Genomic DNA, 13,266 nt, shown 5'->3' with positions numbered 1-13,266 from the left:
ATCATTTGCCCTCTTTCGTCAGCGAAAGAGGGCTTTTTTCATTAAAAAAACCATTGACATAATCGAAGCCGGATTGTATTATCCCATTAAATCTACTAAATCGATAGGTAATATATAAAAATACAAGGAGACGGTACTATGGCTAACATCGCACAAACACTCACGGATCTTATAGGAAACACCCCCCTGCTGAAACTCGGCAGAGCCGCAGGCGGACTGAACGCAGAGATAGTTGCAAAGCTGGAATCCTTCAACCCCGGCGGAAGCGTTAAGGACAGGATCGGCTTCGCAATGATCGAGGATGCGGAAAAGAAAGGTCTTATTACTAAAGACACAATAATCATCGAGCCCACAAGCGGAAACACAGGTATCGCTCTGGCGCTGGTCGCCGCCGCAAGGGGCTACAGACTTATTCTTACAATGCCCGAGACAATGAGCGTTGAGAGACGTTCACTGCTTAAGGCATACGGAGCGGAGATCGTTCTCACTCCCGGCGCACTGGGCATGAAAGGTGCTGTGCAGAAGGCTGAGGAACTGGCGGCTGAAACCCCCAACTCTTTCGTCCCCCAGCAGTTCAACAACCTTGCAAACCCCGCAATCCACAGAGCAACAACAGCTGAGGAGATCTGGAGAGATACTGACGGCAAAGTCGACATAATCATCGGCGGTGTGGGCACAGGCGGAACCATAACAGGTGTGGGACAGGTTCTGAAACAGAGAAAAGCCTCAGTTCAGGTCATCGCTGTCGAGCCTGTTGAGTCACCCGTTCTTTCCGGCGGAAACCCCGGCCCCCACAAAATTCAGGGTATCGGCGCAGGTTTTGTTCCCGCAGTTCTGGACAGAGAAGTTATCAGCGAGATCTATCAGGTGCAGAGCGAGGAGGCTTTCGCCGCCGCCCGCAGACTGGCCAAAGAAGAGGGACTTCTGGTGGGCATCTCCTCCGGAGCGGCTTTCCATGCGGCATATGAAGTTGCCAAAAGACCCGAGAACAAAGGCAAGCTGATTGTCGTTGTTCTGCCGGACACAGGCGAAAGATACCTGTCTACGGTGCTTTTCAACGAAGCTACTGCTTAATAGAATTTCAGAAGCGGAGGCACAGGTTCCTGCTCCCTCCTTTAATAAAGGAGGGTTGGGGTGGATTTTCATTGAAATAAATGTAAATCCCCCTTAATCCCCCTTTGACAAAGGGGGAGACAAAATTGTGCCTCCGTTTTTTTACAAAGAGGTTGAGTAATGTCTGCAAAACTCCACGACTGCTCCGTTTGCGGAAGCCTGAACTGCTATAAGAGAGAGTCGCAATTTCCGGCTGGATGTCCCACTGCAAATCTTGATGAATCTCTGAAAAATGAGGTTTTAAAAGCCTATTTTGATGATGATTTCACACGTGAAGCGTCCAGAGCTTCGGCGGAGGTCGAAGGGAAATTTTACGGAAAGCTCACCCGAATCGAAGAGATAGCCGAGTTTGCCAAACGCATGGGCTATAAGACACTTGGAATAGCTTCCTGCGTGGGGCTGGCGAAAGAGACTGCCGTCTTCGCCAAATTCCTTCGCTCAAAGGGGTTCGAGGTTCACGATTTCATCTGCAAGATAGGCTCTGTGGACAAGACCGAGGGCGGGATCCCCGACGGGGACAAGATTGCCCCCGGAAACTTCGAGGCAATGTGCAACCCTGCTCTTCAGGCCAGACTTCTGGCGGAGCACGGAACTGAATATAACATCATCGTGGGGCTTTGCGTGGGTCACGATTCAATCTTTATCCACCACTCAAAAGTTCCCGTAACATACTTTATCGTAAAGGATCGTGTGCTGGCGCACAACCCCGCCGCCGCTGTCTACACCTGTGCATCCTACTACAAAAAGATATTTGACTAAGGGGAGTGTTTTATGAAGATAGAAACGAGACTGGCGCAGGCCGGCAGCAGACGTGACCCGTCAACGGGAGCGGTGACCGTTCCTGTGTATAACTCCGCAACATACAGACATCCTGCGCTCGGACAGAGCACGGGATATGACTATTCCAGAACAAAAAACCCCACCAGACAGGCTCTGGAGGATGCAATTGCCGATGCCGAGAACGGCGCACGGGGTCTTGCTTTTTCGTCCGGCCTTGCGGCTGTGGACAACATCATCCGTCTTCTTAAACCCGCCGACAAAATCCTTGTTACCGAAGACCTTTACGGCGGAACATATCGTCTTTTTCAGCAGGTCTACGCAGTTTACGGCATAGAGGCCGTGTATGTGGATACTTCGGACATCGCTCAGGTCATAGAAGCCCTGAAAGATGCCTCCATAAAAATGATATTCGTTGAAAATCCCACAAATCCGCTTCTGAAAGTTGCGGATATTAAAGCCATTTCGGCTGAGGCCGCCGCAAGGGGCATACTCACCGTTGTGGACAATACATTCCTCTCCCCCTGCTTCCAGAATCCTCTGGATCTGGGAGCCGACGTTGTTCTGCACAGTGCAACAAAATATCTCGGCGGTCACAACGACGTTGTGGCAGGCGTTATAGTGGCAAAGACTCAGGAACTGGGCGACAGACTGGCATTCTTCCAGAACGCTGTGGGCTCTATCCTCGGTCCCAATGATGCATATCTGGTGCTCAGAGGAATGAAGACCCTCCATCTGCGTGTTAAAAAGCAGGCGGAGAACGCTTTGGCGGTTGCAAAATTTCTTGAAACCCACCCCAGAGTGACAAAAGTTTTTTATCCCGGGCTGGAGAGCCACAGCGGGCACAGACTGCTGAAAGAGCAGGGCAGAGGGTTCGGCGCAATGGTCTCTTTTGAACTGGACGATCCTAAACTGTTGCCGGTTATTCTGGAAAAGGTTAAAGTGTTCCTGTTCGCAGAGAGCCTTGGCGGTGTGGAATCCCTCATAACTTTCCCTGCCGTTCAGACCCATGCGGACATCGAGCCGGAGGTGAGGGAGCGTCTGGGTGTGACAGACAGACTGCTCAGGGCGTCCATAGGCGTTGAAGATGCGGACGACCTCATAGGTGACCTGAAACAGGCTCTTGAAAGCGAGGTAAGATAATGGCGAAAGCGAACAAAGCGGGCAGAAACACCCGTCTGGTACATAACGGATTCGGAATCGACCCCGGCACAGGTGCACTGAGCGTTCCGCTCATCCATGCGTCAACCTTTGCGCAGGATTCCGCAGACCATTTCGGAAAATATGACTATTCCCGCTCCGGCAACCCCACAAGGGAGGCTCTGGAGACTATTATAGCCGAGCTTGAAAGCGGCACCCACGGCTACGCCTTCGCCTCCGGCATGGCGGCAATATCATCGGTTCTGATGATATTTTCACCCGGTGACCATATCGTGGTCTGTGAGGACGTATACGGCGGAACATGGAGGGTGCTCACAGGACTTCTCTCCCGTTTCGGCATAGAGGCCACCTTTGCGGATGCAACGTCCGTTGAGGCCTTTGAAGCGGCAATAAAGCCCAATACCAAGGCCTTCTATCTGGAAACACCCTCGAATCCCCTTATGAAGATAACCGACCTGAAAGCTATGGCGAACCTCGCCAAAGAGCATGAGCTTATCACCATTGTGGACAACACATTCATGAGCCCCTATCTCCAGAGACCCATAGAGCTTGGGTGCGACATAGTGGTGCACAGCGGCACAAAGTTCATCAACGGCCACAGCGACGTTCTCTGCGGATTTGCAGTGACGGCGGACAAGGATCTGGCCAAGCGCATAAAATATATTCAGAACGCAGTGGGAGCGGTTCTGCCGCCAAACGACTGCTGGCTGGTGATAAGAGGGCTTAAGACCCTCGGAGTCAGAATGGAGGCCGGACAGCGCTCCGCAGGCATAATAGCTGAGGAACTGTCCAAGCATCCGAAGATTAAAAAGGTATACTACCCCGGACTTGAGAGCCATCCTGGATACGGGATAAACAAAAAGCAGAGTGACGGGGCGGGAGCCGTTCTGTCGTTCGAGCTTGAAACGGCCGATCTTGCCCACAAACTGCTGGAAAACGCAAAATATGCGGCTTTCGCTGTGAGTCTGGGCGGTGTGGAGAGCATCATCTCCTATCCGGCTAAAATGTCCCATGCGGCCATGCCCCCTGCGGAACGTGCCGCCAGAGGCATCAGCGACAGTCTGGTCAGGCTTTCGCTGGGTGTTGAGGATACAAAGGACATTCTGAACGATATTCTGGAGATAATTGAACTTTACGGCGGAAAATGATGATTGAAAACATATATGAAAAGGCACTCGGCGGGGAGCTTATCTCCTCTGCCGAGTTCTTTGAGCTTATTGACGGCGATCTGGCCGTTGTTACGGACTATGCACAAAAACTGAGAGACGGTTTCACAGGGCGAACGGTTAAGACCTGCTCAATAATCAATGCCAGAAGCGGGCTTTGCAGCGAGGACTGCGTTTTCTGCGCCCAGTCGGCACACTACGGCACAAAAGCACCGGTTTTCCCCTTCATCGACCTTGCAAAGATTAAAGAGGCAGCCATCCGCACAAAGGAACTGGGCGTTGAGCGTTTCAGCATAGTTTCAAGCGGACTTGGACCCGACGATGAAGAATTCAGGAAGATAAAAGCGGCGGTGGAGCTTGTCAAATCCATCGGTCTGCAAACGGATATATCAGTTGGATGCCTCACCTATGAACAGCTTATTGAGCTGAAAGAGGCGGGGCTGGACTCGTATCACCACAACCTTGAAACATCAGAAAGTTTTTTCCCCAACATCTGCACCACCCATGAATACGCAGACGATGTTAACGCAGTTAAAGAGGCCTTGAGAGCGGGAATAGACGTATGCTGCGGCGGAATCTTCGGCATAGGGGAAAAATGGGAGCACAGATACGAGCTTGCTGTACTTCTGCGTGAGCTTGGCGTTCAGTCGGTTCCGATAAACTTTCTGAATCCCGTGACAGGTACGCCCAAAGAGGGCACGGACATCCTCACCGAAGAGGAGGCCATGCGCATCATAGCTGTTTACAGATTTGTTCTGCCCGACAGGATCCTCAGGGTCTGCGGCGGACGCAACGCCGTGTTTAAATCAGGCGGAGCTGAAAAGGTTTTCTCTGCGGGAGCAAGCGGAATGATGGTGGGCGACTATCTTACGGTGAAGGGACCCGACCTCGAAGAGGATATGGAGTTTATTAATCGTCAACACAGTTGACAATTTTTTGCCGCAGGCTTAAAATGTACAGATAGACATTCCTTGCGGGGCTTATATTGAAAGTTTTTTTGTTTGCTCTTCTCACCCTTTCATTCGTCTTTTTCAGTCATGCCGATGAACTGAGCGATTCCCAGAAAGAATATATCAAGAATCACGGTGCGGTTAAGGTATGTGTGGATCCCGACTGGTATCCTTTCGAAAGGATAAACGAAAAGGGACAGCACGAGGGGATCGCAGCGGATCTTCTGCGGCTGGCGGCAAAAAATGCCGGATTGCAGCTTGAGATAGTGCCCACCAGAGACTGGGACGAAAGTCTGGCATTTGCTCAGACGGGCAGATGCGAGATTTTAAGCTTTCTGAACAGTACCCCCGAAAGAGATACATGGCTTAACTTCACGGAACCCGTATTTACCGATGTCAACGTTTTTGTCACCCGTGAGGAGCACAGATACATCCCAGATCCTGCCGAGCTTACTGACGAAACCATTGTATTTCCCTCAGGAACGGCTATGGAGGAGCTTATCCGCAAAGACTATCCGAACCTGCGAGTGCTCAACTGCGGGAGCGAAAGGGAGGCTTTCGAAATGGTCTCCACCAAAAAAGCGGATATGACCATGCGCTCCCTCATCATGGCGGCATTCACCATCAAGGAAGAGGGGCTTTTCAACCTCAAAATATCCGGTCAGCTCCCTAACTATACCAACAAACTGCGCATCGGAGTGGTTAAGAGCGAGCCTGCTCTGGCTGAAATACTCAACTTCGGTGTATCAAAGATAACCCCTTCCGACAGAGAGTCCATAGTCAATAAACACATATACATCAAAGCCCAGACAGGCATAGACTATAAGCCAGTTGTCATAATTCTGCTCGTTTTCTGCTTTACAGGTATTGCGGCGGGGCTTTGGATAGTGAGCATAAGAAGGCTCAACCGTGAGCTGGTACGCATCTCACAGATAGACCACCTGACGGGAATAAGCAACCGCACCCGTCTGGATTTCATATTCATGCAGGAGCTGGACAGGGCGAAAAGATATAAGCGTGAGCTTTCCATAGTTTTGCTGGATATAGACTATTTTAAAAGAATCAATGACGAGTTCGGGCATCTTGCAGGTGACAGAGTGCTTATAGAGTTTGTTCATGCGGCCTCGGAAAGCATCCGCACAACGGATTTCATCGGCAGGTGGGGCGGCGAGGAATTTCTGGTGATCTGTCCTGAAACGGGAGTTGAGCAGGCTCAGATTCTGGCGGAGAGGATTCGTATTTCAGTTAAGAACAGGCAGTTTTCCACAGGGCATGAGCACACGGTGAGCATAGGCGTTGCCTCCTTCGGCGAGGGCGACACTGCGGACAGTATGCTTCTCAGAGCCGATGCCGCAATGTATGAGGCAAAAAACTCCGGCCGTGACAGGGTTTGCGTTAAATAATCCTATTCGGGCTTGAGCTTTTCGTATGTGCTTCTGTATACGTCCAGATTATCACGTCTGCCTATCCCGACAACGCATACTATCAGTTCGTGATTCTCAACTCTGTAGATTATTCTGACCTGCTTTTTGCACACATACAGTTTGTAGTATCCGGTGAGGTCGATTCCAGCCTTGTTTCCCAGAGCTTCGCCTTTGAAAGGGTTTGTCTCAAGAGCTTTCAGCTGTTTTGCAACAAGATTTTTTATACTGCCTTCCAACTGCCCGAAATCAGCCCTTGCTGAATCCGACAGTCTGATCTGAAACACCTTAGCCAAGGCCGTTTTCCTTAAGAACATCTTCAAGCGAGTGATATTTTTCTTCTTTTCTCTTTTCAATCAGATGCGCTATCTCAAGATGTTCCGCCAGATCGGCAAGAGCCTTTATGTGCTCGTATTCTGCAATGGGCAGAACAACCATTTCGGGAGTGTTGTTTCTCAGCACAACGACCCTTTTCATGGTTTCCAGCAGTTCACTGACCTTGTTCATGTTTCTTGAGAAGGAGCTTGCACTCATCATCTCGTCAATTTCATATTTTACGCCGTACATACGTCACCTCTTGCGTATAATATTGCGTATAAATCTGCGTATGTCAATAAGGCCATAAAAAAAACCCGCCGAAGCGGGCTTTGTTATTATTCTGTTTGTGCCTAGTTAGAGCAGCTTTTGCAGGTTCCCTGAAGCATGACTGCGATGCGCTCGTATCTGTGGCCTGTCTGCTTTTCGGCCTCGGCCAGCATGGGCGCAGTGTCAACATCCATCAGGTCGGATATTTCGCCGCATTTTGAACAGCAAAGGTGAACGTGGTCGCCTATGTTTATCTCGTAAACGGGTTTTCTGCCGTGAACGGGAACCTCTCTGAGGATGTTCTCCTCAACGAGGATGTGTATGTTCTTGTAGATGGTTGCAAGGCTTACGGAAGAGTATACCTCTTTAACTTTGTCGTGGAGATCTTCAATTCCGGCGTGCCCCATTTTTCTTATTTCTTCCAGAATAAAGATTCTCTGGGGTGTAACCTTTAGCTCTTTGTCTCTTAAAATTCTGTCGTACATTATACTCTCCGCAAAATAATTACTTGTTCCGATACATGGGATTTGTATATTTATATGGTGTATAATATTCGAAGATGATAAAAAATATCAACAGTTTTTTTTACGGAGTTGAGTATGTTTATCAGATTTTTGGTGGTTTTTTGGGTTTTTTTCACATTTTCCGCCGCACAGGCACAAAAAACCGTGACAGTTTCCACCACACAGATATATGACATCACCAGAAACATAGCCGGAGATGATGTCCGAGTGCTGTGCATCCTTGCTCCCGGACAGGATCCTCACACCTATACTCCCGTTCCTGCGGACATGGACAGGGTGCGCAAAAGCGACCTGCTGATAGAGAACGGGTTCCATCTGGAGGGCAAGAACTGGATGCGCTCTCTGGCCGTAGACTCCAAAAAACCGCTGATAACCGCCACAGACGGTATAAAACCCCTTATCCTTGAGACGGGGGGAGAGAAGATTAACGATCCCCATTCGTGGTTCACTCCTGCAAACGCCGCCGTGTATGTCAACAACATAACAAGGGGGCTGATAGGCATAGCCCCTGAACATAAAGACAATTTCATAATGCGGGCGAAGCTCTATCTTTCAGAGCTTCGTGCGCTGGATTCGTGGATACGCAGAGAGGTCGCCGCAATTCCGCCTCAGAAGCGGATTCTGGTGACCAACCATGATGCGTTCGGATATTTTGCCAAGGAGTACGGATTCGTCAACACGGCTCCCGTGGGCTGGTCAACAGGGGGCGAGGTTGGCGGCGGGGTCACTCCCCAGAGGCGGGAGGCGGCTGTAAGCTCCATCAGGCAGCACAATGTAAAAACTATTTTCGTTGAATCCACCATAAACCCCAAGCTGATACGGGAGATAGCCCGTGATGCGGGCGTAACCGTGGGCGGAACTTTATATTCCGATTCAATGGGCGACACCGGAACAGCCGGAGAGACCTACATAGGAATGATGCGTGAGAACGTTATCAAGATAGTAAGGGGGCTCAGATGAAATTTTTACTGACCCTTGCGGTATGGGTTGTGACAGCGGGCATAGTCCTCTTTTTCTTTGCCTATCGGGGAGCGGAAAAAGGCGGCGAATATGTTCGCACCATAGCCAAAGAACGGGAGATAACCGTTGAGATAACCCCGACCTTCTCCACCGCCAAAGACCCTTTTGCTCTGGATGTGGGCGAAAAAACAAAGGGATTCACTGTTATTCTGGACGGAAAAAAGGTTTTTGAGGCCGATGAGGGAGTTACAAAAGGTATTCCGCTGGTTCTGAACGCTCTGCACATAAGCGGCGGAAAGCATGAGGTGGCTGTGAACGCCGTTCCTCCGGCAGAAGGCGGGGCGAATGCTGTCCGCATAAAGGTGCTGGAGGGCGGGCTGGTTATCGCCGAGGATACTAAATGGTTTGAGGACGGTCAGGATATCTCCGCCGCCCTTATGTTTGATACAGGAAAAGAACAATGAACGCTGAATACGCAATACAGGTGCGCAACCTGACGGTGAGCTACGGACCTAAACCCGCTCTGCTCGACGTCAGCTTTATGATACAGAAGGGCGAACTGGTGGGCATAATAGGTCCCAACGGGGCAGGGAAGTCCACTCTGATGAAGGCAATGCTTGGCTTTGTGCGCAGGGATATCGGCGATGTTTATGTCTTCGGCAAGCCCGTTGAGCAGACCAGAGGGGCGATAGCCTACGTTCCCCAGAGGGGAACCGTTGACTGGGACTATCCAGTGACTGTGGAGGATGTTGCCATGATGGGACGCTACGGACACCTGAAATGGTGGCGCAACCCATCAAAGGCGGACAGGGAGATAGTCGACAGCGCACTGGAGATGGTGCGGATGAGCGATTTTAAAAAACGTCAGATAGGTCAGCTTTCAGGCGGACAGCAGCAGAGGGTGTTCATGGCACGAGCATTGGCGCAGGGTGCGCAGATACTCCTTCTGGACGAGCCTTTTGCAGGTGTTGATGCCGCAACGGAAAGCGCCATTCTGGATGTTCTGGCAGAGGCTAAAAAGGCGGGAATAACACTGGTTGTGGTTCACCACGACCTAGCCACCGCTTCCGAATATTTTGACAAGCTCCTTCTGGTGAAACAGCGGCTTTATGCGGCGGGGCCTCCCAGTCTGGTGTTTCGTCAGGAGCTTCTTTCCGAAGTCTATGAAGGTAAGCTGAAGGTCTTCACCGACCTTCTGAAAGGATGATTTATGGAAACATTATATACATTATTCATAGACCCGCTTACGAAGATATATTTTCTTAAGGCACTGGCAGGCGGCAGTATCGTTGCAGTGGTGTGCGCTGTGACAGGCTGTCTGGTGATACTTCAGCGGATGGCGTTTCTGGGCGATGCTCTCTCCCATGCCATGATAGCGGGGGTTGGTGCGGGTTATCTGTTCATGAAACTGGTGTTCGGCGTGGAGGCGGCGGCGGGGGCAATGCTCGTCGGTTCGCTCATTTCGGCGTTCATCACAGTGTTTATGATAGGCTTTGTTGCAAAGGTATCCAGAATTAAGGAGGATGCCTCCATCGGAATAATGTACACCGGAGTTTTTGCGGGCGGCGTTGTTCTGGTGTCGGTGTTCGGCAAATATATCCATATCGATCTTATGCACTTCATAATGGGGGATATTCTGGGCATTTCCGACTTCGACATGGTGGTTTCGGCCATCGTTTCGGCGGCGGTGCTTTCGGTTATCATCCTGTTTTTCAGATATTTCAAGCTGACCAGTTTCGACCCGGTAATGGCGGCTTCAATAGGTATTCCCGTTCTGCTGTTCAAGTATCTTTTCACAGGGTGCGTTTCGCTGATAGTTGTTTCGGCGGTGAGCATGGTGGGTGTGATACTTGTCGTGGGGCTTCTGATAACCCCTGCGGCAACGGCATATCTGCTGACGGACAGACTGGAGAAGATGATGGCGCTTGCGGCGCTTTTCGGGTTCACCAGCATTCTGGGCGGGCTTTATCTTTCGGTCTGGCTTAACAGTGCGGGCGGCGGGGCCATCATGCTGTTTTCAACCGTGCAGTTTCTTGCGGTTCTGGTGCTTGCGCCCAGATACGGCCTTCTGGCGGACTGGCTGCGCAGGAGAAACATGGTTCCCCAGCAGGTGATAGAGGATATCATCGCCAGTATGTATAAATCCGGCAGGGCTGTCACCGCCGAACACATCGCAGGATATGTGAAGGTCAAGGCGAAAGTGATGCGCAATGCCATGAAATACCTTGCCGAAGAGGGATATGCAAAACCTGAGGGTTCAGAATATGTACTGACGGATAAGGGAAAGACAGAGGCGCTTAGGCTGAAAAAAGCCCACAGGGTGTGGGAAACTTATCTGCACTATATGGGCGTGCCGGAGAACGAACTCCATGCGAAAGCCCACGTTCTGGAGCACTTTAACGACCATAACGCCATAGATTATATCCACGGAAAGATGGGCTACCCCGCTACGGATCCCCACGGTGCGGTGATTCCTCCTGTATATGCGGACGGCTCTTTCTGCCTGACGGCCGTTTACGGCTTTTCGGACAAAGAGGTGGAGATAGTCTCTGTGGATACCGACAAGGGCATTTCGGCGGGGGACATCGTCAGGATAACCCACACGGACGACGGCTGGCAGGTTCAGAAGGACGGGGAAACGGCGGTTCTGACGGATGAAGAGGTGGAGACCATGACGGTAAGGTTATTGTCATAAATATTTTTGATTTTTTGCTGTTATTCTGATAGAGTACGCTCTTTGAAGGGGGCACGATTTGAGACTTATATTGTTTTCAGTTCTTTCGGCTGTTCTGCTTGCCGGGTGCGGCTATGATTTCTTTATGAACAAGCCTGTGACAAAGCAGATAGTGAGCATCTCAAGCGGCGACAGAACCCTTTCACTGGACGGCGAAGTTGCGGTTGAGGACGATTTTCTTGCGCTCAAGCTTAAATCCGAGTTTTTCAGAGGCAATGCCGATGTTAAACTTGAGGACGGAAAATACTCCATAAAGGTTCGCAACCTCCCTCTTGACGAGTCGAAATTTCAGCAGTTCGAAAAAGATATATACGCTATATATTATGCCGGAGACTATCCTCACAAATCCTCCGTTAAGATGTTCGGAAAGACCGAAATGAAAGGCAAAACAAAAATAGTTTACGACACAGACGGTTACGAGATATATAAGGTTAGCTATTCAAACAATCAGATATACATGCTCAACGTTCTTATGGAGTACTCTGTCGTCATCGACATCGGTGCTGATTCATGGGGTCAAAATTAATTTGACAGAAGTTCCGGCCTGAATTATGTATGAATACGGTAATGACCGTTTTAGAGGTGGTTATATGAAAAAACTGTTATTGTTGGCGGTTCTTGCGGCTTTCCTCGTTCTTCCCGGCTGTTCCAAGAAAAAGGAAGAGGAAACGAAAGCTCCCGAAACTGCGGCTCCCGCTGAAACAGCAGCTGCTCCCGAGGGCAAAGAGATCAGAGCTGCGTTTGTATATGTCGGTCCCGTTGGCGACGGCGGCTGGACATTTGCTCACGATATGGGCAGACAGGTTATGGCGAAACTGCCCTATGTTAAAGATGTAACATTCATCGAGTCAGTTCCGGAAGGCGCTGAATCCACAAGAATCATCACCAGCCTTGCACAGAAAGGCTACAACCTTATTTTCACAACCAGCTTCGGTTATATGGATCCCACAATTGAAGTTGCGGCAAAGTTTCCCGACGTAGTGTTCATGCACTGCTCAGGCTACAAAACTGCCGCCAACGTGGGCACATATTTCGGCCGTATCGAGCAGGCACGTTACCTTTCAGGTATTGTTGCCGGTAAAATGACTAAATCAAACGTACTCGGCTATGTTGCCGCTTTCCCCATCCCCGAGGTTATCAGAGGCATCAACGCTTTCACTATGGGCGCTCGCAGTGTTAACCCCAAAGCGGTGGTTAAAGTCGTCTGGACACAGACATGGTTCGACCCTGCGAAAGAGCGTGATGCGGCTGAGTCCCTTCTCGATGTTAAAGCAGACGTAATAACCATGCATCAGGATACACCCGCACCCCTTCAGGCAGCTGAAAAAAGAGGCGCATTCGCCATCGGCTACAACACCGACATGGCGTCTCAGATCCCCGGCGCATGGCTGACGGCTCCCGTCTGGAACTGGGGTCCTCTGTACACTCAGATTGCTGAAGCTGTTCACAACGGAACATGGAAATCCGAGCAGATCTGGTACGGAATTGAGCATAATCTGGTTGACCTTGCTCCTATGAGCAAACTTGTTCCCGCTGAAGTTCAGGCACTCGTTAACGAGAAAAAGGCCGAAATGCAGGCAGGCAAGTTCGTTCTCTTCGCAGGCCCTATTAAAGACAACGCAGGCAAAGTTGTTGTTGAGGCCGGAAAGAGCATGACAGATCCCGAGCAGCTCAGCATGAACTTCCTCGTTGAGGGCGTTCAGGGCACTATCCCTAAATAAGTAAAAGAAATTTTCATATTTCAGGTCCCCCCGCCCAAAAGACGGGGGGACTTGTTTTTTTACCTCTTTCCCCCTCCTTTCATAAAGGAGGGACGGGGTGGATTTTATTATATTTAAATTTAATCCCCCTTAATCCCCCTTTAAAAAAGGGGGA

15 protein-coding genes are annotated in these 13,266 nt (G+C 50.3%); 12 read left to right on the top strand and 3 right to left on the bottom strand.

Annotated features, from left to right (window positions below):
* Window positions 1-138 precede the first annotated feature (138 nt).
* The 6 genes from cysK to C8D98_RS10060 all read left to right on the top strand — a co-directional run bounded on the left by cysK (window position 139) and on the right by C8D98_RS10060 (window position 6,570).
* Window positions 139-1,074 (top strand): cysteine synthase A, encoded by a 936-nt coding sequence (gene cysK, locus C8D98_RS10085; RefSeq protein ID WP_132874029.1) that lies wholly within the window; start codon window positions 139-141, stop codon window positions 1,072-1,074.
* 159 nt (window positions 1,075-1,233) lie between these two features.
* A complete protein-coding gene (locus C8D98_RS10080) occupies window positions 1,234-1,872 on the top strand; it encodes a DUF1847 domain-containing protein (protein WP_132874028.1) in 639 nt (212 codons plus the stop codon).
* 12 nt (window positions 1,873-1,884) lie between these two features.
* Window positions 1,885-3,033, top strand: a complete 1,149-nt coding sequence (locus tag C8D98_RS10075; RefSeq protein ID WP_132874027.1) for a trans-sulfuration enzyme family protein — start codon at window positions 1,885-1,887, stop codon at window positions 3,031-3,033.
* Window positions 3,033-4,199 (top strand): trans-sulfuration enzyme family protein, encoded by a 1,167-nt coding sequence (locus tag C8D98_RS10070; RefSeq protein ID WP_132874026.1) that lies wholly within the window; start codon window positions 3,033-3,035, stop codon window positions 4,197-4,199. Before C8D98_RS10075 ends, C8D98_RS10070 begins: the two co-directional genes overlap by 1 nt.
* On the top strand, window positions 4,199-5,146 hold the full coding sequence (gene bioB, locus C8D98_RS10065; RefSeq protein WP_132874025.1) for a biotin synthase BioB: 948 nt from the start codon (window positions 4,199-4,201) through the stop codon (window positions 5,144-5,146). Before C8D98_RS10070 ends, bioB begins: the two co-directional genes overlap by 1 nt.
* 56 nt (window positions 5,147-5,202) lie before the next feature.
* Window positions 5,203-6,570: a diguanylate cyclase gene (locus tag C8D98_RS10060; protein WP_207891265.1), complete on the top strand. Its 1,368-nt coding sequence runs from the start codon at window positions 5,203-5,205 to the stop codon at window positions 6,568-6,570.
* A gap of 2 nt (window positions 6,571-6,572) precedes the next feature.
* Here the strand turns inward: C8D98_RS10060 and C8D98_RS10055 are convergent, their stop codons facing one another.
* From C8D98_RS10055 to C8D98_RS10045, 3 genes are all read right to left on the bottom strand, one after another.
* A complete protein-coding gene (locus C8D98_RS10055) occupies window positions 6,573-6,875 on the bottom strand; it encodes a type II toxin-antitoxin system RelE family toxin (protein ID WP_243640964.1) in 303 nt (100 codons plus the stop codon).
* Between the two features lies 1 nt (window position 6,876).
* The gene (locus tag C8D98_RS10050; RefSeq protein WP_132874023.1) at window positions 6,877-7,155 is read right to left on the bottom strand and encodes a type II toxin-antitoxin system Phd/YefM family antitoxin; all 279 of its coding nucleotides are present in this window, start codon (window positions 7,153-7,155) and stop codon (window positions 6,877-6,879) included.
* A gap of 101 nt (window positions 7,156-7,256) precedes the next feature.
* Window positions 7,257-7,658, bottom strand: coding sequence for a Fur family transcriptional regulator (locus C8D98_RS10045; protein WP_132874022.1), 402 nt, complete (start codon window positions 7,656-7,658; stop codon window positions 7,257-7,259).
* A 114-nt stretch (window positions 7,659-7,772) separates the two neighbouring features.
* Here C8D98_RS10045 and C8D98_RS10040 point away from each other — a divergent pair, with 114 nt between their 5' ends.
* The 6 genes from C8D98_RS10040 to C8D98_RS10015 all read left to right on the top strand — a co-directional run bounded on the left by C8D98_RS10040 (window position 7,773) and on the right by C8D98_RS10015 (window position 13,112).
* Window positions 7,773-8,657: a metal ABC transporter solute-binding protein, Zn/Mn family gene (locus tag C8D98_RS10040; RefSeq protein ID WP_132874021.1), complete on the top strand. Its 885-nt coding sequence runs from the start codon at window positions 7,773-7,775 to the stop codon at window positions 8,655-8,657.
* Window positions 8,654-9,121, top strand: coding sequence for a hypothetical protein (locus tag C8D98_RS10035; protein ID WP_132874020.1), 468 nt, complete (start codon window positions 8,654-8,656; stop codon window positions 9,119-9,121). Before C8D98_RS10040 ends, C8D98_RS10035 begins: the two co-directional genes overlap by 4 nt.
* Window positions 9,118-9,864 (top strand): metal ABC transporter ATP-binding protein, encoded by a 747-nt coding sequence (locus C8D98_RS10030; protein WP_132874019.1) that lies wholly within the window; start codon window positions 9,118-9,120, stop codon window positions 9,862-9,864. Before C8D98_RS10035 ends, C8D98_RS10030 begins: the two co-directional genes overlap by 4 nt.
* 3 nt (window positions 9,865-9,867) lie before the next feature.
* The gene (locus C8D98_RS10025; RefSeq protein WP_132874018.1) at window positions 9,868-11,352 is read left to right on the top strand and encodes a metal ABC transporter permease; all 1,485 of its coding nucleotides are present in this window, start codon (window positions 9,868-9,870) and stop codon (window positions 11,350-11,352) included.
* Between the two features lie 58 nt (window positions 11,353-11,410).
* Window positions 11,411-11,917, top strand: coding sequence for a hypothetical protein (locus C8D98_RS10020; protein WP_132874017.1), 507 nt, complete (start codon window positions 11,411-11,413; stop codon window positions 11,915-11,917).
* 64 nt (window positions 11,918-11,981) lie between these two features.
* Complete coding sequence (locus C8D98_RS10015; RefSeq protein WP_132874016.1) at window positions 11,982-13,112, top strand: BMP family ABC transporter substrate-binding protein; 1,131 nt, start codon at window positions 11,982-11,984, stop codon at window positions 13,110-13,112.
* Window positions 13,113-13,266: the final 154 nt, after the last annotated feature.

Origin of the sequence: Seleniivibrio woodruffii (genome assembly GCF_004339245.1) — a bacterium.
GTDB lineage: Bacteria > Chrysiogenota > Deferribacteres > Deferribacterales > Geovibrionaceae > Seleniivibrio > Seleniivibrio woodruffii.
Note: the sequence above shows the minus strand (reverse complement) of the source record. Positions and strands in the feature narration are given on the sequence as shown.